Below are 20,447 nucleotides of genomic sequence, written 5' to 3' on the forward strand. Positions count from 1 at the left end.
AGGCGTGGAAGAGCGTGTTGAGTGTGCCGGGAAACCTCATCCGACTGTTTGCATCGGATGAGGTTGGTGCGGCATGGGGCTTATTTGGCGAACGCCTGCGCCGCCGGCGTGACCGTCACCGCCGATGCGGGGATGCCCAGCTTCATCGCGCCGATGACCTTGTCTTCGTCGAGCAAGGCTTGCGGCTTGTTGCCGTCGTACTTGATGGGAGAAAACGCGTCGCTGACCAGCTTATCCTTCAAGCCGGCCCCGTCCTTGGCGACGATCACCACGGACAGGTTCTTCGCCGACAAGTGCTGGCCGATGGCGCGGTTGACGTCTTGTACCGTCAGCTTGGCCAGGCCGTCACGCATCAGCTTGGTGAACTCGGGCGTGCCGTACCATTGCGAATCGAGCGCGTAGCCCAGCTGCTGGTTTTGCGTCGAGGTCATGACGAAGACATTCTTCATCAGGTAGTCGCGCGTGGTGGCGAAGTCTTCCTGCGTCAGGCCGTTGTCGACCAGCTTGCCCAGTTCCGTCAGGGCCACGCGCAGGGCGAAGTGCGCATTGTCCGGCGCCACGGGGCGGATCCAGATCTCGAACAGCTGCGCCTTGCGGCCCAGGTTCGGGTCCGGGAAGAACTGGTACATGCCGCGTGGGAAGGCTTCGATATACGCGTAATCGCCATAGTTCATGCCGCGGATCTCGCGGATGCGCTGGTACAGGTAGGAATTCGAGGCGCGGTGCTCGCCCAGCCACGTCTTTGCCAGCCACAGGGCGGGGAAGTCCGGGTGCGTGCGCGTCACGTCCAGCGGCAGGCCGAACGAGATGGCCGTGGCGCGCGTGTTTTTCTCGATGATTTCCACTTCCAGCCCGTTCGCCTTGCGGCCCACGGGTTTTGCCGTGGCCGGCAGGCCGGGTCCGGCTGGCAGCTTGCCCAGCGCCTGCGTCAGCGACGCCGTCATGGCGTCCGACACGTCGCCGGAGATCCCCACCTTGACGGCGCCTTGCGCATACGCCGTTTTCCAGAACTGTTTCACGTCGTCCAGGGTGATGGCGTCGATGCCGGCCACCGTGCCCAGCACGGGGTGGCCGTACGGCGTGCCCGCGTAGACGTTGGTTTGCAGGCGCTCCTTGGCGAATTCCTCTTCGTTATTGTCCTTCAGGTCCAGCAGCAGCGCGTTCTTCTGCGCATCCTTCAGGCGGCGGAAGTCGTCTTCGCGGAAACCGGGCGACAGCAGCAGGGGCAGGGCGATGGCGTTGAACTGGCTCCAGTTATCCTTGTGGATGGAACCCGTAAACGTCGTCATTTCCTTGTCCGTCTGCTGGGAAAAGCTGCCGGCCAGCGGGAACAGGGCCTGGTTGACTTCGTCGATCTTGCGCTCGGACGAGCCACCCGACGCGACCATGGACGCCGTCAGCGCGGCCAGGCCTTCCTTGCCTTGCGGGTCTTGCGCGGAACCGGCCGTAAACAGCAGCTTGTAGCGGATTTGCGGCAGCGCCGACTTTTGCACCAGCATGTCGAACTTCGCGGTCGAGGCGGCCGGCAGCAGGCTGGCCAGTGTCGGCGTGGTGGCGATGGCCGCTGCCATCGGCGCGTTCGACAGGGTGGTGACGACCAGGCCTTCGTCCGTCAGGTACTTGCGCGCGGCCGCCTGCAGGTCGGCCGGCGTGAGCGTGTCGATCAGGCGGTAGTACTGGTTGATGGTGGCGTAGGAGCGGTCGAAGTGCACGAAGGAAGCCAGGGTGCCGGCGATCTGCTCCGTGTTGTCCAGGGTGCGGATCAAGCCGTATTTTTCCGCCGACTTGGCGTCAGCCAGGTCTTTCTCGCTGACGGGCGTGTCGCGCAGCCGGGCCACGGTGCGCAGGATCGCATCGCGCACGTAGACGGCGTCGTCGATGTTTTTCACGCGCGCGCCGATCACGGCCAGGGTCGGGTCGACGCGGTCCGGCGTCATGTCGAACAATTGGTCGACCTTCTGCTCGTCCTGCACCAGGCGCTTGTACAGCGGCGAGGTGCGGCCGAACGACAGCGACAGCAAGGTCGCCAGAGCGGCCTGGTCCTTGTCCTTCACGGAGAATGCGGGCGCATGGAAGCCGACGGCCACCCATGGCAGGGTCGGCGTGGGCCAGGCCACGTGCTTGTAGACGGGGCCGCGCGAGGTCGGTTCCACGGGCACGGCCGCCTGCTGCTTGCCGCGCTGCCAGGCGCTCCAGTATTTTTCCACCAGGGCGATGGCTTTTTGCGGCTCCACGTCGCCGGCGATGATGATGGTGGTGCGCTCGGGACGGTACCAGCGGTCGAAGAAGATCTTCGAATACGCATACTGGTTCGGCATGTCTTCGATGTCCTGGATGAAGCCCATCGTCGTGTGCTTGTAGGTATGCGTCGTGTAGGCGCTGTCGCGCATCACCTCGAACAGTTTCGAGACGGGGTTGGCGCTGTTCTTGTTGTATTCACCCAGCACGGCCCGCGATTCCGTCTTGAACGCGTCTTCCGCATAGTCCAGGTGCTGGAAGCGGTCCGCTTCCACCTTCAGCACGGTTTCCAGGTCATCCTTGGCAAACGTCGTGTGGTAGTTGGTCAGGTCGTCGCTCGTGTAGGCGTTCTGGCGCGCGCCGGCCTTGGTGATGATGGACTGGTATTTTTCCGGCGGATAGGCCTTGGTGCCACGGAACATCATATGTTCGAAGAAATGCGCGAAGCCGGACTTGCCCGGCTCGACTTCATTGCGCGAGCCCGTCTGCACGGGGATCTGCAGCGAGACGATATTCGGGAAACCCGTCGGCACGATGATGATCTTCAAGCCGTTGGCCAGGGTTTTTTCCGTGGCCTTGAACGGCAGCAGGTCGGCCTGGGCAGCGGCCGCGCTGCTGGCGGCTGGCGTTTTTTGCGGCGCGGCGGCCAGGTTGGACGAGGCCATGGCCGACAGGGCCAGGGCGAACGCGGGTAATAAGGGCATGATTCTTGACACGAAGGCTCCTTCTTTTTTTGGAATGTGGAAAGTGCAACGCCACAGCATAGAATATTCGCGCCGCCGTGCATAGGGGCAGGGCGCCGCGGGCACCATGGGGCGGTGGCGGGTGTGCTGCAGGCGGCATGGCGCCGCGTGGCGGCAGGCAGGGAATCAGGTGAGCGTCGTTTCCGGCAGGCTGATGCGGTTGCGGCCCAGGTGCTTGGCGCGGTACAGGGCGCAGTCGGCCGTGTGGATCAGCTGCCCCAGTTCCGTGCCCGCGCCGGGCAGGGCCGTGGCGGCGCCGATGCTGACGGTGACGCAGGCGCCGTCGGCGCGCTTGCGCGGCAATTGCAGGCGTTCCACGCGCCGGCGGATGCGTTCGGCCACGATGGCCGCGCCCTTGAGCGACTGGTTCGGCAGGATCACGGCAAACTCTTCGCCGCCATAGCGGGCCACCAGGTCATTCGTGCGCATTTCGCTGGCGACGGCGCCAGCCACCTTGCGCAGGCACAGGTCGCCGCCCTGGTGGCCGTGGTTGTCGTTGTACTCCTTGAAGTTGTCGACATCGACCATCAGCAGCGACAAGGGCTGCTGCTGGCGCTGGGCGCGCTGCCACTCGGCGTGGATGGTGTCGTCGAAGCAGCGCCGGTTCGCCAGGCCCGTCAGGCCGTCGCGCGTGGCCAGGCGTTCCAGCGCCACTTGCGCGCGCTTTTCATCGGTCATGTCGCGCAGGGTCTCGACGACGGCGACCAGTTCGCCGCTATTGCCGAAAATGGGACTGGCATCGACGGCCAGGTAGCGCCGGCGTCCCGTGCGCGGCATGTCGCACCAGTTTTCGGCGCACAGATTGTCGCCCGTGCTGCCGCGGTACGGTTGCTGTTCCAGCAGGGCGCGCGCGTCGCCGGCATGGCCGGCCAGCAGCAGGTCGGCCAACGTGGCGCGCTGGTCGGTGTAAAAGCAGCGTCCAGGCTGGCGCGTGCCCAGTACTTCGGCGGCGGGCACGCCGGTCAGTTGCTCGCAAGCACGGTTCCAGATCATCAACTTGCCGTGCACGTCGAGCACGAAGGTCGGCACGACCAGCAATTCCATCATTTTGACGGCGAAGCCCTGGGCTTCTCCATAGGGTGAGGCGCTGGCGTGTGCGTGGCTGTCCGGCATGAAAGCGTCCTTGTAGGGCGTGAAAGGGGCTGGCTCGATGGCCATGATGCAGCGTGGCGGGCGGTAAGTGTTGATATTGAGCAATATTCGTCAATGCTGGCTGGCAGTATCGTCCGGCGCTGGCGCCAGCGGCAAGGTCAGCTGCAAGGTGGTGCCGCCGCCAGTGCGGCTGTCGATGTGCAGGCGGCCGCCGGCGCTGGCCAGGCGTTCGTGCATGCCGGACAGGCCGCAGCCCAGGCGCGTGCTGGCCGGCATGCCGGCGCCGTTGTCGCTGATGCACAATTCGAGCGTGGCCGCATGCCGGCGCAGCGCCACTTGCACGCGGCTGGCCTGCGCATGGCGGGCGATATTGGCCAGCGCTTCCTGCAGCGCGTGGTACAGCAGCACATCGTGCATGCCGGCGGCGCCATCGGCCAGCGCAGCGTCGCAGGCGCACTCGCAGGCGATGCCCGTGCTGCGGGAAAACTCGGCCAGCAGGGTGTCGAAGGCGGCCCGCAAGCCGTGCCCGAGGGCTGGCGGATGCAGGTCGTGGATGACGCAGCGCAAGGCAGCGATGCTCAGGTCCACATTGTGCGAAATCAGGGCCAGCTTCTGTGCCAGCAGCGGCGCCGTGCCGGACGCGCTGGTCTGCAGCATGGACAGGTCGATCTTCAGGGTCAGCAAATGCTGGCCCAGGTCGTCGTGGATGTCGCGCCCGATGCGCAGGCGTTCCTGCAGGCGCGCCTTTTGCTGCTCACCGGCCATGCGGCGTTGCTCCGCGCCTGCGCGCCCCTGCTCCTGCAGGTGCAGGCGCACGGCCAGGCGATGCTGGCGCCACAGCAGCAGGGCGGCCAGCACGCCGAGGAAAATGGCGCAGGCTGTCATGAGGTTCAGGGGCGTGGTTTCCAGCGCCAGCGGTTCGCCGGCCTGGCCCGCATGCAGGGACAGGCCGGCGCCCGCCGCCAGGCAGGCAAGAATGACCAGGCGGACCGGCAGGCGTGTGCTGTGTTGCATCATCTCCTCGCTTCCCGAATGTTTTCCAACAGGCAATGCTCTTACAGAAAATATATTAGCTTGGGGTTATTTATATTGTCTAAACGCAAAAACTACGCAGATAGGCGTGCCGTTGTTGGCTTCCTGGCCGCCTTTTCGCCGCGCCGTGCGGCCTGTCGCTGTGCCGGGCGCGGCATTTGCACGAAAAATGTCGTGGCGGCATATAATAGAGGGTTGTCAATCGGCTTTGCGGCCCCGGCCTCGTGTATTGCGCCGTGCGCGTCCATGCGCCCGCCTTGCGCGGCGGCGCCAGCCAGCTCTTAGGAAATACAGTGACTTATAGCATTAAAGAGATTTTTTACACCCTGCAGGGTGAAGGCGCGCACGCGGGCCGTCCGGCCGTGTTTTGCCGCTTTTCCGGCTGCAATCTGTGGACGGGGCGCGAAAGCGACCGATCGACGGCCGTGTGCCAGTTCTGCGACACGGATTTCGTCGGCACCGATGGCGAACTGGGCGGCAAGTTCAAGACGCCGGCCGAGCTGGCCGCGCTGATCGACAGCCTGTGGCCCACCAGCTATCCTGCCAGCAAGTACGTGGTATTTACGGGCGGCGAACCGCTGCTGCAGCTCGATGCGGCCCTGATCGATGCCATGCACGCGGTGGGTTTTACCATCGCCATCGAAACCAATGGCACCTTGCCCGTGCCGCCGGGCGTGGACTGGATCTGCGTCAGCCCGAAGATGGGTTCCACGCTGGTCGTGCACAAAGGTAATGAAATCAAGGTGGTGATACCCCAGTTCCAGCAAGACCTGGCCGCCTACGAAGGGCTCGATTTCGAGAACTTCTTCGTCCAGGCGATGGATGGCCCCCTGGCCGCGCACAACATGCGGCTGGCCATCGAGACGTGCAAAAGCAACCCGAAGTGGAAGCTGAGTCTGCAAACCCATAAACTCCTGCAAATTCCTTAATTAGGTAGTATTAATACAACAATATGCTGACTATCACACGCAAGCTCGAATTCGACGCGGGCCACCGCATTCCCGACCATAAAAGCCAGTGCCGCAACCTGCACGGCCACCGCTACACGGTGGAAATCACGCTGGTCGGCAAGGTCATCGAAGCGGAAGGCAATTCCGACAATGGCATGATCATGGACTTTTCCGACGTCAAGACCCTGGCCAAGCAGCACCTGGTCGATGTCTGGGACCACGCCTTCCTCGTCTACGAGAAAGACACGGCCGTGCGCGACTTCCTGGCCAGCCTGCCTGACCACAAGACCGTCATCATCGACCGCATTCCCACGGTGGAAAACCTGGCGCGCATCGCCTTCGAGATCCTCAAGGCGGCGTTTACCGACCACTTCGGCACGGGCTTGCACCTGCATAAACTGGTGCTGCACGAAACGCCGAACTGCTGGGCAGAAGTGACCGATGACTGACATGCCTGACAGCGCCGCGCCAGCCGTGAATGCGGACGACGCGCGCTACATGCAGCTGGCCCTGGAACAGGCCCGGCACGCGTGGGACCTGGGCGAAGTGCCCGTGGGCGCCGTCGTCGTCAAGGATGGCGAAGTGATCGCCGTGGGCTACAACCAGCCCATCGGCCGCCACGACCCCACTGCGCACGCGGAAGTCATGGCCTTGCGCGCGGCCGCCGAAAAGCTGGGCAACTACCGGCTGCCCGGCTGCGAGCTGTACGTGACCCTGGAGCCGTGCGTGATGTGCTCGGGCGCCATGCTGCATGCGCGCCTGGCCCGCGTGGTGTATGGCGCGGGCGACCCGAAGACGGGCGCCTGCGGCTCCGTGCTGAACCTGTTCGAGCAGCCGGCCCTGAATCACCAGACGGCCATCGCGGGCGGCGTGCTGGCCGACGAGTGCGGCGCCTTCCTGCGGCGCTTCTTCGCCGAGCGCCGCCGCGCGCAGGCGGAAGCGCGCAAGTTGGCCCAGCCGTCTGCCTGACGTCAGTCAAGGCGGGCAGGGCAGCGAGGCCTTGCCACTGCGCCTTGCCACATGCCAGCCCATCCGGCTGGCATTTTTCATAACTGTTGCGAAATAACATCTGTCTAGACCACTTTGCCATTCTCAAATGAGAATGATTCGTGTTACAGTGTTGTTTTCGCCAGCAAACTTCCCTTGCGCATCGTCATCGATCCAGGTTCAAGAGCCAGCCTTCACTCTTCCACCGGATCATCATGACTACAGTGCTTCTGCAGCGCTCCGCTGCGCCCGTCGTATCCCCCGTTCCTGCCCGCCGCCATAACCTGGTGCTGCGCGCCGCCTTGCTGGGTTTGTTTGCTGCCCCCATGCTGCCGGCCGTCGCGCAAAACGCCGCCATCAATGCGGGCACGGCCGCCCAGGAACCGGCCAGGCTGCCCGTCTTCCCGGAAATCGTCGTCAATGCCAAGCAGGACTACGAGCGCCGCGCCGGCACCAAGACGGTCATCACGAGCGAAGACCTGGAACGCCGCGGCGTGATGGACATGGGCGGCATCGTGCGCTATCAGCCATTGATCAGCACGCCAATGGCGGCATCGGGCGCCGGCAGCGTGTGGGATGGTTCGGGCAACACGGGCTACAACATCCGCGGCATGGAAGGCAACCGGGTCAGCCTGGACGTGGACGGCATTTCGCTGCCGGACGCGGCGCCGAAGCCGGATGGCACCACCTTGAACGCCTTCGGCACGGGCCGTGACTATTTTGATCCTGACACCTTCCGCGAAGTGCGCATCGACTCGGGCACCACGGCCGCCAGCGGCGCCAATCCTGGCCTGGGCGGCAGCGTGGCTTTCATCACCAAGTCGCCCGAGGATTACCTGGGGGTAGGCGTGGACCATTACGTGGCCTACAAATATGGCCGCGCCACGGCCGACCGCAGCAATGCGCATACCTTGACGGGTGCCGCCAAGATCGGCGCCAGCCTGCAGGGCCTGGCCGTGTACGTGCACCGCGATGGCGAGCAGACGGACAGCCGCGGCAGCGCCCCCGTCAATCCGGATGACTGGCATTCGAACGCCTTGCTGTCGAAGCTGGTGTGGGCCTTGCCGGGCGAACAAAAGCTGGACTTGACGGTCGACATGTTCGAGCGCAAGAACAAGCGCGATCTGCGCAACAAGGTCAGCACGTATTACCCGACCGGCGTGCAGCAGGATTCCACCACCAAACGCACGCGCGTCAGCCTGGGCCACGACGTGGCGCTGAAGGACTTCGCCCTGTTCGACCGCCTGACGTCGAAAGTGTATCTGCAGAATGCGAAAATCGATGACCAGACGCAAGGCCGCTACACCTTCGGCAGTCCGTCGCAGCGCACCATCGACACCAGCTTCAAGAATGACAGCATCGGCCTGACGTCGGAAGCGACCAAGCAGCTCAACGCCGACAACGCGCTGCTGTACGGCGTGCAGCTGGAGCAGGCCAAATCGCGCCGGCCATGGGTGGAGGACCGCACCATCATCGCCACGGGCGTGCACCAGATCACGCGCAAGAACCGCATGGCCGACATGGACAGCACCAAGGTGGCCGTGTACGTGCGCGACGACTACAGTTTTGACGTGGGCGGCAAGAAAGCCGTGCTGACGCCGGGCCTGCGCGCCGACTATCGCAAGCTGGAGCCGAAAAACCTGCAAAACTATGTCATCGCCGTGCCCAATGCCGCCAAGGAAGTGCGCAAGGAAAGCGATACCTATTTCACGCCGAGCCTGAGCCTGTCCGTGGAAGTGCTGCCGCAACTGAACGCCTACGCCACCGTGACGCGCGGCACGCGCCTGCCGACGGCGGCCGAGCGCACGGGCACCTACGATTCCTTCAGCTACACGGGCACGGGCACCGGTTATGCCGTGCTGGGCAATGCGAATCTGCGCAAGGAAACCAGCCAGGCCTATGAGCTGGGCCTGAAGGGCGACATCGTCAAGGGCTTGAGCATGCACGCTTCCGTCTACCAGACGCAATACAAGAATATGATCGAGTACGTGGCGCAGGAAGATGATCCCGTCAACTTCCCCACCATCGTGCAAGGCCTGTTCCGCCCTGAAAACATCGGCGACGCGCGCACCTGGGGCGGCGAGCTGAGCTTGCGCGCGGAACTGGGCGCCTGGTCGCCCGCCATGCAGGGTTACCGCGTCGACCTGGCCACGGGCGTGGCCAAGGGCCGCTCCTTCAATACCCAGACGGGCGAGAGCGGCGGCCTGGCCTCGGTGGGACCGGCCAAGACGGCGCTGACCTTCGGCTACGACCATGCGAACCAGCTGTTCGGCATGGAACTGACGGCCCTGCATGCAGGCGAGAAACAGGCGCCGAACGACCTGTTGATGGGCACGACCGCGCCGCGCTACAAGGTGCCGTCGTACACCATCTTCGACTTGTCGACGTACTGGAACGTGCACAAGAACGCCAAGATCATTGTCGGCGTGTACAACTTGACGGACCGCAAGTACTGGGATTACGCCGCCGCGCGCAGCCTGGCCGCCGGCACCACGGCCGCCAACCGCGCCGAGATCGAGCGCTATGCCAAGCCGGGCCGCAACGTCGCCGCCAGCCTCAGCATCAATTATTGATTTGTACCGGGGAGGGGCGCCTGCCCCTCTTTTTATCCATGTTTGATTGAATGGTCTCTCTATGAAGTTATCCAAACTCGTTCTATCCCTGCTAGGCAGCCTGCTGATTGCAAACGCATATGCGGCCCCAGCCACTTTGGCGGAACGCTGGTCCACCTTGCGCGCGGAGCAGCCGAAGCTGCAGATCCGCGACGCGGCGCGCGCGCTGGGTGTCTCGGAAGCGCAATTGCTGGCAACCAATATCGGCAATGGCGTCACGCGCCTGCAGGCCGACGGCAACCAGCCGCGCGAAATCATGCGCGCCGCGCTGGACCTGGGCGTGGTGCAAGCCATTACGCGCAATGAAAACGGCGTCATCGAAACGACGGGCACTGCCAGCAAGTTCAAGCAGGCGGGCGACAAGTCGGAACAGGCCGATGCGAAGCAGGATCCGGAAACGGAAGCGCGCCAGCGCAATATCGCCGGCGGCTACCTGGGCGGCCAGATCGACCTGCGCTTCCATTTTGACAACTGGAAATATGCGTTTGCCGTGGTCCAGCCCGGTCGTGACGGCAAGCCCACGCGCAGCCTGCAATTCTTCGACGCCAACGGCACGGCCGTGCACAAGATTTATTTGCGCAACGAGCCGGGCGTGGCCGTCTACGACAAGCTGGTGGCCGCCTTCCGCATGCCGCAGCAAAGCGCGGAGCTGAACGTGCTGGCCGTGGCGCCGAAAGCGGCGGAAAAACCCGATAGCGAGATCGACGTCAAGGAATTCCAGCTGGCCTGGAAGGACATGACGGACGTGCACCAGTTTGCGCAAATCATGCGCGAATTCCACCTGTCGCGCGAACAGGCGCTGCGCCTGGCGCCGGCCGGCGTGGTCGAGCGCGTGACGCCCCAAGCGCTGCGCACCTTGCTGGAAAACGCGGCGAAGAACAAGGTCGCCATCATGGTCTTCCTGGGCAATGACGGCTTGACGCAGATCTACAGCGGCAAGATCGAAAAAACCATGGCCGCCGGCGGCTTCTTCAACGTGCTGGACCCGGACTTCAACCTGCACATCCGCGACACCGCCCTGCGCAGCGGCTGGGTCGTCAAGCGCGGCGGCGTGACATCCGTGGAATTCTTCGATAACGACGGCACGCAAGTGGTCTCCTTCTTCGGCGTGCGCGAGCGCGGCAAGCCGCAGCCGCAAAGCTGGGTGGACCTGGCCGATTCCTTGCCAAAAGCCAAGTAAGCAGCGTCGCTGACATGGCAGTGTTGCCGCCCGGCGTAACGGTGCGGCAACACTTCAGTGTGGGTGCCGCGTGCCGGCCTCATGTCTGAAGCACAATAGTGGTATGCTGATTCCAAGGCCGCAGCGATCGTGCCTGCGTGCTGGTTCCTGGAAGAGAGGCAATCATGGCAACCATCATGGCGAACGGCCTCAACATAGCCTATGAAAGCCACGGCGATCCCGACGATCCGTGCGTGATGCTGGTGATGGGCCTGGGCATGCAGCTGATCGCCTGGCCCGCCGACTTTGTCGAAGGCATCGTCGAGCAGGGCTTTCGGGTGGTGCGCTTCGACAACCGCGACAGCGGCCTGTCGAGCAAGATGGCGCTGGCGGGCAAGCCCTATTTGCCGCTGGCCTACGTGAAAAACCTGCTGGGCTGGCCCCTGAAAACATCCTACACCCTGAACGACATGGCGGAGGACGCGCTGGGCTTGCTGGCGGCCCTGCGCATCGCCCAGGCGCACGTGATCGGCGTGTCCATGGGCGGCATGATCGCGCAAGTGATGGCGGCGCGCGCGCCGCAGCAGGTGCTCAGCCTGACCTCCATCATGTCGAGCAGCGGCCGGCGCGGTTTGCCCGGTCCCACGCGGGCGGCGCGCAACGCCTTATTGCAACGTCCGAAACGCAATGCCAGCCGCGCCGAACTGATGGCGCACATGGCCGCCACCGTGCGCGTCATCGGCAGTCCTGCCTATCCCGTGTCGGAAAGATTGCTGTACCAGCGCATCGAAGCGGCGCTGGAGCGGGGCAGTTGCCCGGAAGGCGTGGCGCGGCAAATGGTCGCCATCGCCGCGTCGGGCGAACGCACGGCCTTGCTGCCCAGCATCACGTGCCCGGCGCTGGTGATCCATGGCGCGGCCGATCCCCTGATCCCCGTCGCTTGCGGCATCGATACGGCCGCGCTGATCCCCGGTGCCCGGCTGGAAGTCATCGAGGGCATGGGGCATGACATGCCGCCCCAGCTGATCGAGCGCCTGCTCGCCTTGATCGATGTGCATCTGCAAGGTAAGATGGCGCCCCAGATGCGCTCCCAGCCAGCCTAGGCGCGCCCACCATTTTTTGAAGGCTTGGGCATATTTTGAAGACACCTGAGATTGGCATCGCCATCGTCGCGCCGGGCGGTGCAGCGCCCGACGAGGCGGCCTTGGCGCGCGGCATCGCCCGCCTGCGGGCGCAAGGCGCCACCGTCCACAATTACTACGACCCCGAGCACACCTTCCAGCGCTTCGGCGGCACGGACGCGGGCCGTCTGGCGCAGCTTGACGCGGCGGCAAGCGACCCGACCGTGCAAGTCGTGCTCGCCTTGCGCGGCAGCTATGGCATCAGCCGCCTCCTGCCCGAGATCGATTTTGAACGCATGGCGGACAGCGGCAAGCTGTTCGTCGGCTACAGCGACTTCACGGCCTTCCACATGGGTCTGATGGCGAAAGCGGGCCGCGCCAGCTTTGCCGGCCCCATGATCTGCGACGATTTCACGCGTGAAGAGGTGGAGCCGTTCACGCTGGACCAGCTGTGGTCGTGCCTGGAAGGTCCCGCGCACACGGTGACGGGCGTGGCACAAGGCAATCCGCACGTCGAAGTGACGGGGAAATTATGGGGCGGCAACCTGGCCATGCTCGTGCATCTGCTGGGCACGCCATATTTTCCTCACATCGATGGCGGCATCCTGTTCCTGGAAGACGTCAACGAACACCCGTACCGGGTCGAGCGCATGCTGCTGCAATTGCTGCACGCGGGCGTGCTGCAGCGCCAGCGGGCCGTGGTGCTCGGCGACTTTTCCGCCTATAAATTGAGTCCCATGGACAAGGGCTACGATTTCGACGCCATGCTGGCCTATGTGCGCCAGCGCTCGCCCGTGCCCGTGCTGACGGGGCTGGAGTTCGGCCATATCCGCCGCCGCGTCACCTTGCCGTTCGGCGGGCAGGCACGGTTGCAATCGGATGCGGCCGGCTTCACCCTGCAGGTGACGGACTACCCCACCTTGTCGCGCCCCTGAACGCCGCCTTGGACTCCGTGCGCGCCAAGCCCGGCAGGCTGCTGCAGCTCGATGTGCTGCGCGGCATCGCCGTGTTTGGCATTTTGCTGGTGAATATATGGGGCTTTGCCTGGGGCACCATTTCCTTGCGTTACGGCACCTTGCCGGCGCAGCCGCCCGTGTTCGACCAGCTTGTGATCTTCCTCGTGGCGGCACTGGCGCAATTCAAGTTCTATCCCGTCTTCGCCTTTTTGTTCGGTGCCGGCTTTGCCCTGCAGACACGTTCCCTGCAGCGCCAGCTGGGCGGCTGGGAGCAGGCGCAAGCGGCATATGCACGCCGCCTGCGCTGGCTGCTGGTGGCTGGCTTGCTGCATGGTTTCCTCATCTGGAGCGGCGACGTGCTGACCTCGTATGCGGTCGCCGGCATGTTGATCCTGCCATTGGCGGGGGCGCGGCTGAGCCGCGTGCGCAACCGCGCCTGGCTGGTGGCGGGCGGCTTCCTGCTGTTCATGTGTTTGCTGATCCCCGTCGGGCAGCAGGGCGGCGTGGCGGATACGGCAAAGGACCTGCAAGGCTTTGCCGCCCGCTTTGCCGTGTACACGCAAGGCAGCGCCTGGGCCGTGGCCAGGCTGCGCGCCAACGATTTCCTCGTCTCGCTGCTGTACGCCGTCGTCATGCTGCCGCACATCATCGTGCTGTTCCTGCTGGGCATACTCTCCGTGCGCTGTGGCTGGCTGACGCGGCCGCAGCGCCACCGGCGCGTGTGGCGCTGGGTGCGGGGCGTAGGGCTGGGCGTGGGACTGCCGTTCAATTTGCTGGCCGCCGCCGCCATCGCCTTGCAAGTTGCCGACCCGTATCAGCAAGTGTTCGATGCGCCCCTGTTCGAGGCGGCCATGTTTGCCGGCGGACCCGTGCTGGCGGCCGGCTACGTGGCGGCGCTGATGCTGGCCGGGCCGTTCATGCTGCGCTGGCTGGCCGCGTGGCTGGCGCCTGTGGGGCGCATGGCACTAAGCAACTATTTGTTGCAATCGGTGATCGGTACCTGGCTGCTGCAGGGCTGGGGCCTGGGCTGGGGAGCCACGCTGCGTCCGGCCGAGATGCTGGGGCTGGCCGTGCTGATGATGGCGGCGCAAGTCGTGCTCAGCCGATACTGGCTCAGATACTTCCGGCAAGGGCCCATGGAGGCGCTGTGGCGCCGGCTGGCGCGGCTGCCTTAGTTTCTTCATGCGTCGCTGCCCCAGTCGAACGCGCTTTGCGCCGCGGCCGGTGGCGCGGCCTTGGCCTTGGCGGACGGCACCAGGGGATTGTCGACGGCATGCCATTCAAATAACTCGGTATCGAGCATGCAGGTGCGCGCCACATGCAGTGCTTGTTCCGGGGGCAATGCGGGGTCGAGCCAGCGCTGCGCGTCTTCGCGGCTGACGGCAACGGGGCGCCGGTCGTGGATATCGACCATGCCGCCCAGGCTGTCTGCCGTCACCAGCACGAAGCCCGCTTCCTCGCGGCTGTGCCGGTACGGGCCGAACTGGGCCAGTACCAGCAGGAACAGGCGCGCGCGATCCTTGCGGTGGATATGCCATGGCTGCTTCGCGCCTTTTTCGCCCGTCCATTCATACCAGCCATCGACGCAGACGATGCCGCGTCCCGCGCGCAGCAACGGCTTCCAGTAGGCGCCGGCCAGTTTTTCCAGGCGCGCATTGATGGCGATGGGGATTTTTTTCTTGCCGGGCGCCGGCGTGGCCTGTGCGGCCCAGGCGGGGCGGTAGCCCCAGAAGACGTCGTCGACGCGGTGCACGCCATCGTCGATATGCAGCACGGGCCGGTACGTGCCGGGTGCGACATTCAGGTGCGGCTCGGCCTCGCTGTCGAACACCGCGTCGGTCCAGCCGAAAGACGACGCCAGCACGCGCGCCGTGTCATTTTGATCGAATCGTCCACACATGGCGGAATCATACCCGATCGCCTGGCGGCACGGGCGCGGCGACCGGCCTTTTCGTGAGTGTGGTCAAACGTACAGACAGTGGCGGCCGCAAGGTGCACAGTGGAGCCAGTCAGATCCCTGACGCTTCTTGCCTCGGAGGAAATATGCCTTTTGAAAATCCCACCATCCACAAAGGTTTTACCATCAGCGCCACGGCCAGCCAGCGCCGTGACGGCCGCTGGGTCGGTTCCTACGTGAGCCAGAACCAGGCGTGCGGCGCGTATGCCGATACCTGCGATTACGACGATTGCAGCAATGAAAAAGAGGCGCAGCAACTGGCCTTGTCGGTAGGCTGGCGCCTGGCCGATGGCGCGCAGATGCGTTGAGGCAGTTTTTGCCGGGGCTGCTTTATTGCTTGCGCCGTAAGGCCAGCAGCAGGCCCGCCAGTGGAAAGAGCAGGGCGGCACCCAGGCGCACGGAAGTCAGCGAGGCGATTTCCGCGCCCAGCACATGTGGCAAGGCCAGCAGCAGTAACGGCGCCGGCACGGCGACGGCAAAGAAAAACAGATACCACGAATGACCATTCTTCCTGGCCAGCAAGGCGATCAGCGCACAGCCGACGAGGAAGACCAGCGGTAAATTGACAAATTCCATGGTGTTGAGTGTGATCGAGGAAAGCGCGTGATTATACGCGCCGCCCTTGGCGTCAGGATCGCCTTGCCCTTCTTTAATTGCCAACCAAGTTCGGCGGCTGCGGCGTCGCTTTGCCGCCGACAGGCAAGTCCGCCGGCAACAGCGCCTTGATGGCGCCGTTATAGATAATTTCCTGCGCGTATGCCGACGCTTCGATCAGGGCCGCGTGCACGGACTTGAAACTGCTGGCCGTCTCGATCAGCACGGGCTTGGCATACACTTGCTGCGTGTCGCCGCGCTTGCTGATCAAGATCATGCCCCGGTAGCGCCCATCCTTCTCCAGCGCCCCCGCCACATGAAATTCATAGCCCCTGATCTGGTGTTTTTGTTGCTGATCCATATTGGTCGCCTCCAGCACCAATTGTCGCGGTACGGGATGCACTGCACGGTTGAAATAAAGGAGTGTTTGATTTGGATCAATACTCCAATTTTTATCCACGATCCAACCAGCGTCATGACGCCGGGCAAAGTCAAGGCAGGCGGCCGTGATTTGTGACTAAAAAGCGCAAGCGTCCGCGAGTACGGTGCGCATCGCCGGCCGCAAAGCGCCCCGTGCAGCCGATTTTGCCAGGCGCGATCACCCCGCGCGGATGGCGCGGAGCTGCTGGGCCGTTTCCTCGATCTCGCGATAGGCTTCCTGGATATACCCGTCGATCGGATGCCCGTCCATCCATTCGAAATAGGCGCGCTCGTCGTGTTTGATGGCAAAAGGGACGTGGTGGTCGCGGATCGATTCGGCCGTATCGCGCACCAGCGAGGCAAAAAGCAGCTCCAGAGTTTCCATATCGGTCACCTAGCGAGACATGAATGCAGAGCGTTTAATGTAGCATAAAGCGGCTCGGATTCCCTGTGGCCTGCCGGTGGCGTGCGCGCGGGGCGCCAGGCGTCGCGCTGGCCGTGCCGGTGTTCGGTGCGCAGGATGTCCAGCGCGCATTGCGGGCAGGCTTGTTCGGACAGATAATGGTCGTTGTCGCCCACGCCAAGGACAGCCGCGCGGTTTACTTCATGGATGAAGCAGTCGCCGTCGCTGCACGGCACCGTCATCCTGCGGCGGCAGCATCTGACGCCCACGCTATCGCCTGCATGCACTGATTCATTAGCGCTTTCAGACTGGCCGCTACGCCACAGGGCAGCGCGCCGGCATAGCCGAGGAACAGCCTGGCGCGCAACCGCTTGGCGCGCTGCCGGCGGCTATCATGATGGCAGGCGCGCTGCCGGGCTTAGCCTGCCGGATGGCCGATATGCTCGTATAAAATCACGCAGCCGATGATGATCAGCACCAGGCCGCCCACCAGTTCGGCGCGCCGTCCCGCCACCGTGCCCAGCACGCGGCCCAGCATCACGCCCAGGGTCACCATGACGAAGGTGGAAAAGCCGATGGCGGCGGCCGTCACGACAATGTTTGCCCCCAGCAAGGCCAGGCCGGCGCCCACCACCATGGCGTCGATGCTGGTGGCCAGGCCCGTCACGGCCAGCACCCAGAACGAATGCGTTTGCGCCGGCGCTTCGTCTTCCTCGGCGCCGGAAAGGGCGTTGCGTATCATCAATAGGCCGATGATGCCCAGCAAGCTGAAGGCGATCCAGTGGTCCCATGCTTCCACGTACGGCGCGGCCACGCTGCCCAGCGCCCAGCCGATGACGGGCGTGATGGCTTCGATGACGCCGAAGATCAGGCCCGTGCGCAGCGCTTCGCGCCATCGGGGTTTGTGCAGGGCGGCACCCTTGCCCACGGCGGCCGCGAAGGCGTCCGTGGACATGGCGAGCGAGAGGGCGGCAGTGGCGGCAAAATTCATCGTTGGCTTTCAGTGGTACCTGGCTGGGATGTGGTTCGAGAAACCCGGCGATTTTACCCTACGTACAGCACCACCAACGAGGCCAGCAGGCAATAGGCGCCAAAGAAATGCCAGCGTCCCTGTTCCAGCCAGCGCGACAGCCAGCGCAGGGCTAGCAAGCCGGCGAGGAACGACAGCAGCATGCCCAGCAGGCTGGGGCCGAGCAAATGCAGCAGGCTGTTGCCGTGCTGTAAATGGTCCAGGCTGCCACTGGCGACGGCCTGGTAGAAGCGCCAGCCTTCCTTCGCCAGCACGGCCGGGGTCAGCACCACGGCCAGGGCAAAGCTGAATTCCTCCGCGCGGCGCTGCGGCACGCCCATGGCGATGCCGGCCGAAATGGTGGCGCCGGAGCGGGAAAAGCCCCGGAAAGGCAGGCACAGGCCTTGCACGGCGCCGATCACCATTGCCTTGCCAATGGACAAGGTGCCGCCTTCACGCACTTTCAGGCGCGACGAGGCGATGATCAGCGCGCCGGCGGCGGCCAGCGCGCCTGCCATCAGCTTGGCGTTGCCGAACAGGTGCTCGATCTCGAAGCCGGGCGCATCCCTGCGCATGACGTGGGTGATGCCTTTGAGCAAGCCAAAGCCGACGATGCCCGTCAGGGCCGTGGCGGCCACGAGCAGCAGCACATTGCCGCGAAAGGCCGCGGTCGAGCTGAAGTAGGTAGCGCGCCAGGATTTCCAGAAATATACGATGACGGCAAACATGGTGCCGGTGTGCAGCATCACCAGCAGCATGGTCAGTTCGGGCGAGGTGGGATCCAGGCCCATCAGTTTTTCCGCCATGATGACGTGGGCGGAACTGGAAACGGGCAGCAGTTCGGCGAAGCCCTGGACGATGGAGAGAATAAACAGTTGTAGGAAGCTCATGGACGTTGGCAATCAGGTGGGCGGAAAAACGGCTGCCGGAAAGGGCAGCCGATTTTACTCGCCCGCTCGCGCGCTTGAACCGCGCGCGAGATTACAGTTTGTCCATGTTTTACTGCTTGGCCGGTGCCTGCGGCTTGAACACGGTCCTGAACGCCTTCAGGGCAGCCGGATGGTAGATCGTGCCGTGGGTTTCTTCCGGCATCTTTTCCACATGCCATTGCAGGCCTGCGGGCGCCTGTTGCTGCAGCACGTCGGCCAGGCGCTGCACTTCCACGGCAATGCCCGCTTCGCTGCTGGACGCCAGGTACAGGCTGTGCTTGCCGGGCTTGCCCTTGGCCAGCAGGGCTGCCGCCTGGCGCGGCAGGGCGCCATGGTTCCACCACAGGCTGGGATCGAACGCCAGGTAATGGTCGAACAGTTGCGGTTCCAGCAGATAGGTTTCCACCACGAACAGGCCGCCCAGCGATTCGCCCACGATGGCCGTCTCGCCCGTCGTGCGGTAGCGGCGCGTGATTTCCGGCATCAGCTCATCGCGAATAAAAGAGCGGTAGGCGGACGCGCCGCTGACCACGGGAGCGATCTTGCGGTCTTCCGCATTCTCGGTCGGTCCCGTCAAGTCGCGCCGGCGCTGGGTATTTTGCATGCCGACCAGCATGAAGGGCCGCATCGTGCCATTCGCCACCGACACCTGCAGCAGGCCGGCGACATGCAGGAGGTCTTCGGCCACGCCGCCGTCCGGCATGTACAGCACGGGCAATGGCGCGTCGGGCGGGGTATCCCAGGCGCGCGCCATGTACACGTTGATGTGGCGCTTTTCCTTCAATGCCTGCGAATCGATGGTGAAACTCTCGCCGATGATCAGCGGCGTGGCCGCGCTGGCGGCGGCAGGGGCGGCGCTGGCAAGCTGGAAAGTGGCGCCGCTGGAGAGCAGGAGGGCGGCGGCAAGGTGCAGAGTCAAGCGTGAAAGGCGCATGTTTTCCTTTGATAAGTAATTGGATCGATGGCATGTAACTCGTATAGACATGCCATCGAGCAATTTTAACTTATCTTTGATGCAGCATTACTTGATCGCCAATAGTTTTCGTTCGCGCACGATGCCATCCTTGTCGATGGCATAGGCGACCAGCAGGGCGCCATCGTCGGCGCAGGCATGGCAGGTTTTTAGCGGGGTGGAAAACAGCGCGCTGTGGCCGCCGTCGGCGGTGGCCGTGGCGCCGACGAATTCGGCGGGCGCGAACGGCATGGCGTCCGGATGGGCGGCAACAAAGGCGCGCCAGGCGGGCGTGGCGCGGTCTTCCTCGCGCACGGAGCCCTCGTCGACGTCGATGGCCGCGCCATCGCTGCCGATCAGCAAGGTGCCTTCATTCGTGTTGGCGCGAAACGGATAGGTGACGGTGGCCAGCGCCGCCTTGCCCAGCGGCCGCCAGGCGGAAATGAAGCCCGCCTTGTCCGCCTTTACGAGCATCCTGGCGGCGGCGATGGCTTGCGGCCGCGCGCCGCTGCGCTGCATGGTGCGCAGCAGGCAGACGTCGGGGGCGCTCGCGGAGGTGTCGCTGCGGCAGGCGGACAGCGAGCGTTCCTGCCAGACGGCGCGCGCGTCGACGGGGCCGATTTGCTGGGCGCTGGCTGCTTGCAGGCTGGCCAGGCTGGTTGCGGCGAGCGCGGCAAGGCGCAACAGGTGGCGGGAAAACGGCGTGGGCATGGAGTATCCTTTCAATAGCGCGGTCGTGCCCTGATTATAGGAGGGCAGCGGCGCGCCGCCGCGCACGGCAGGATGGCCGTCTGACGCCGGGCCCGGGCGCGCCGCTGATGGCCTGGCGCAGCAGCCCGCTGCCCTCGCCGAAACGAAGGCCATGCATCTTGGGGCTGCCATCGCGCTCCCGTGGCGCCCGGTGCCTGGGGAGGCGCCGCTGGCGGGCCGGGGCGCCTGCTGCCCGCTGAATGCCGCTTAACGCCGCTTCGCCGCCGCCTGGCGCAAGGCCCTGGCTTCCTGCTTGTTCGGGATATGCGGACGCGTCGCCAGTTCCGCCTTGACGGCGGCGATGGCGGCGCCGAACTCCCGTTCGGCCTGGGCGGGACTGGCGCCCGCATAATCGTGCTGATTCGATTGCGCGGCGCGCAGGCGGCGCAGCAGGGCCAGCAATTGCCTGGCGTGCAGGCTGGCCAGGTCTTGCGCCAATGCCTGCTCGCTCAGCGCGCCTTCCACGTAGCCAGGATCGAGCAGGCGCAGCAAGGCCAGGCCTGCTGACTGGGCGACGGGTGTCAGCTTCGGTTTATCCATGGC

At 64.6% G+C, this 20,447-nt stretch carries 21 protein-coding genes; 9 read left to right on the forward strand and 12 right to left on the reverse strand.

Annotated elements, in window-relative coordinates:
- Positions 1 to 80: 80 nt before the first annotated feature.
- The 3 genes from ACZ92H_RS15005 to ACZ92H_RS15015 all read right to left on the reverse strand — a co-directional run bounded on the left by ACZ92H_RS15005 (position 81) and on the right by ACZ92H_RS15015 (position 5,087).
- Positions 81 to 2,942 (reverse strand): M16 family metallopeptidase, encoded by a 2,862-nt coding sequence (locus tag ACZ92H_RS15005; RefSeq protein ID WP_465049975.1) that lies wholly within the window; start codon positions 2,940 to 2,942, stop codon positions 81 to 83.
- A 165-nt stretch (positions 2,943 to 3,107) separates the two neighbouring features.
- Complete coding sequence (locus tag ACZ92H_RS15010; RefSeq protein ID WP_131369043.1) at positions 3,108 to 4,139, reverse strand: sensor domain-containing diguanylate cyclase; 1,032 nt, start codon at positions 4,137 to 4,139, stop codon at positions 3,108 to 3,110.
- Positions 4,140 to 4,184: 45 nt separating this feature from the next.
- Positions 4,185 to 5,087 carry a sensor histidine kinase gene (locus tag ACZ92H_RS15015; RefSeq protein WP_465049976.1) on the reverse strand — a complete coding sequence of 301 codons (903 nt, stop codon included), beginning with the start codon at positions 5,085 to 5,087 and terminating at the stop codon, positions 4,185 to 4,187.
- Positions 5,088 to 5,398: 311 nt separating this feature from the next.
- Here ACZ92H_RS15015 and queE point away from each other — a divergent pair, with 311 nt between their 5' ends.
- From queE to ACZ92H_RS15055, 8 genes are all read left to right on the forward strand, one after another.
- Entirely contained in the window at positions 5,399 to 6,034 is a 636-nt protein-coding gene (queE, locus tag ACZ92H_RS15020; RefSeq protein ID WP_465049977.1) for a 7-carboxy-7-deazaguanine synthase, read from the forward strand.
- A 23-nt stretch (positions 6,035 to 6,057) separates the two neighbouring features.
- Positions 6,058 to 6,504, forward strand: a complete 447-nt coding sequence (gene queD / locus ACZ92H_RS15025) for a 6-carboxytetrahydropterin synthase QueD (RefSeq protein WP_065308536.1) — start codon at positions 6,058 to 6,060, stop codon at positions 6,502 to 6,504.
- Complete coding sequence (gene tadA / locus ACZ92H_RS15030) at positions 6,497 to 7,024, forward strand: tRNA adenosine(34) deaminase TadA (RefSeq protein WP_131369048.1); 528 nt, start codon at positions 6,497 to 6,499, stop codon at positions 7,022 to 7,024. Before queD ends, tadA begins: the two co-directional genes overlap by 8 nt.
- Before the next feature lie 233 nt (positions 7,025 to 7,257).
- The gene (locus ACZ92H_RS15035) at positions 7,258 to 9,615 is read left to right on the forward strand and encodes a TonB-dependent hemoglobin/transferrin/lactoferrin family receptor (protein WP_465049978.1); all 2,358 of its coding nucleotides are present in this window, start codon (positions 7,258 to 7,260) and stop codon (positions 9,613 to 9,615) included.
- Between the two features lie 61 nt (positions 9,616 to 9,676).
- Positions 9,677 to 10,834, forward strand: coding sequence for a hemin-degrading factor (locus ACZ92H_RS15040; protein ID WP_465049979.1), 1,158 nt, complete (start codon positions 9,677 to 9,679; stop codon positions 10,832 to 10,834).
- A gap of 164 nt (positions 10,835 to 10,998) precedes the next feature.
- Complete coding sequence (locus ACZ92H_RS15045) at positions 10,999 to 11,916, forward strand: alpha/beta fold hydrolase (protein ID WP_465049980.1); 918 nt, start codon at positions 10,999 to 11,001, stop codon at positions 11,914 to 11,916.
- 35 nt (positions 11,917 to 11,951) lie between these two features.
- Entirely contained in the window at positions 11,952 to 12,869 is a 918-nt protein-coding gene (ldcA, locus tag ACZ92H_RS15050; protein ID WP_465049981.1) for a muramoyltetrapeptide carboxypeptidase, read from the forward strand.
- A 17-nt stretch (positions 12,870 to 12,886) separates the two neighbouring features.
- Positions 12,887 to 14,065 (forward strand): DUF418 domain-containing protein, encoded by a 1,179-nt coding sequence (locus ACZ92H_RS15055; protein ID WP_465050064.1) that lies wholly within the window; start codon positions 12,887 to 12,889, stop codon positions 14,063 to 14,065.
- A 5-nt stretch (positions 14,066 to 14,070) separates the two neighbouring features.
- On the opposite strand, the gene ACZ92H_RS15060 is transcribed toward ACZ92H_RS15055, so the two are convergent.
- Entirely contained in the window at positions 14,071 to 14,790 is a 720-nt protein-coding gene (locus ACZ92H_RS15060) for an SOS response-associated peptidase (RefSeq protein ID WP_465049982.1), read from the reverse strand.
- Between the two features lie 143 nt (positions 14,791 to 14,933).
- Here ACZ92H_RS15060 and ACZ92H_RS15065 point away from each other — a divergent pair, with 143 nt between their 5' ends.
- Positions 14,934 to 15,155 (forward strand): hypothetical protein, encoded by a 222-nt coding sequence (locus tag ACZ92H_RS15065; protein WP_131369063.1) that lies wholly within the window; start codon positions 14,934 to 14,936, stop codon positions 15,153 to 15,155.
- A 22-nt stretch (positions 15,156 to 15,177) separates the two neighbouring features.
- Here ACZ92H_RS15065 and ACZ92H_RS15070 read toward each other — a convergent pair whose 3' ends face one another.
- The 8 genes from ACZ92H_RS15070 to ACZ92H_RS15105 form a co-directional block, all read right to left on the reverse strand.
- Positions 15,178 to 15,507, reverse strand: a complete 330-nt coding sequence (locus tag ACZ92H_RS15070) for a hypothetical protein (protein WP_465049983.1) — start codon at positions 15,505 to 15,507, stop codon at positions 15,178 to 15,180.
- A complete protein-coding gene (locus ACZ92H_RS15075; protein ID WP_131369069.1) occupies positions 15,497 to 15,802 on the reverse strand; it encodes a hypothetical protein in 306 nt (101 codons plus the stop codon). The genes ACZ92H_RS15070 and ACZ92H_RS15075 overlap by 11 nt, the downstream gene beginning before the upstream one ends.
- Positions 15,803 to 16,039: 237 nt before the next feature.
- Positions 16,040 to 16,246 carry a hypothetical protein gene (locus tag ACZ92H_RS15080; protein ID WP_131369070.1) on the reverse strand — a complete coding sequence of 69 codons (207 nt, stop codon included), beginning with the start codon at positions 16,244 to 16,246 and terminating at the stop codon, positions 16,040 to 16,042.
- A gap of 436 nt (positions 16,247 to 16,682) precedes the next feature.
- Complete coding sequence (gene mntP, locus ACZ92H_RS15085; RefSeq protein WP_131369072.1) at positions 16,683 to 17,255, reverse strand: manganese efflux pump MntP; 573 nt, start codon at positions 17,253 to 17,255, stop codon at positions 16,683 to 16,685.
- A 53-nt stretch (positions 17,256 to 17,308) separates the two neighbouring features.
- Positions 17,309 to 18,163, reverse strand: coding sequence for an undecaprenyl-diphosphate phosphatase (locus ACZ92H_RS15090; protein ID WP_465049984.1), 855 nt, complete (start codon positions 18,161 to 18,163; stop codon positions 17,309 to 17,311).
- 109 nt (positions 18,164 to 18,272) lie between these two features.
- Positions 18,273 to 19,136, reverse strand: a complete 864-nt coding sequence (locus ACZ92H_RS15095; protein WP_465049985.1) for an alpha/beta hydrolase — start codon at positions 19,134 to 19,136, stop codon at positions 18,273 to 18,275.
- An 87-nt stretch (positions 19,137 to 19,223) separates the two neighbouring features.
- Positions 19,224 to 19,865, reverse strand: coding sequence for a hypothetical protein (locus tag ACZ92H_RS15100; RefSeq protein ID WP_131369077.1), 642 nt, complete (start codon positions 19,863 to 19,865; stop codon positions 19,224 to 19,226).
- 246 nt (positions 19,866 to 20,111) lie between these two features.
- The gene (locus ACZ92H_RS15105; protein ID WP_465049986.1) at positions 20,112 to 20,444 is read right to left on the reverse strand and encodes a hypothetical protein; all 333 of its coding nucleotides are present in this window, start codon (positions 20,442 to 20,444) and stop codon (positions 20,112 to 20,114) included.
- Positions 20,445 to 20,447: the final 3 nt, after the last annotated feature.

It is taken from the genome of Janthinobacterium foliorum (assembly GCF_978021625.1).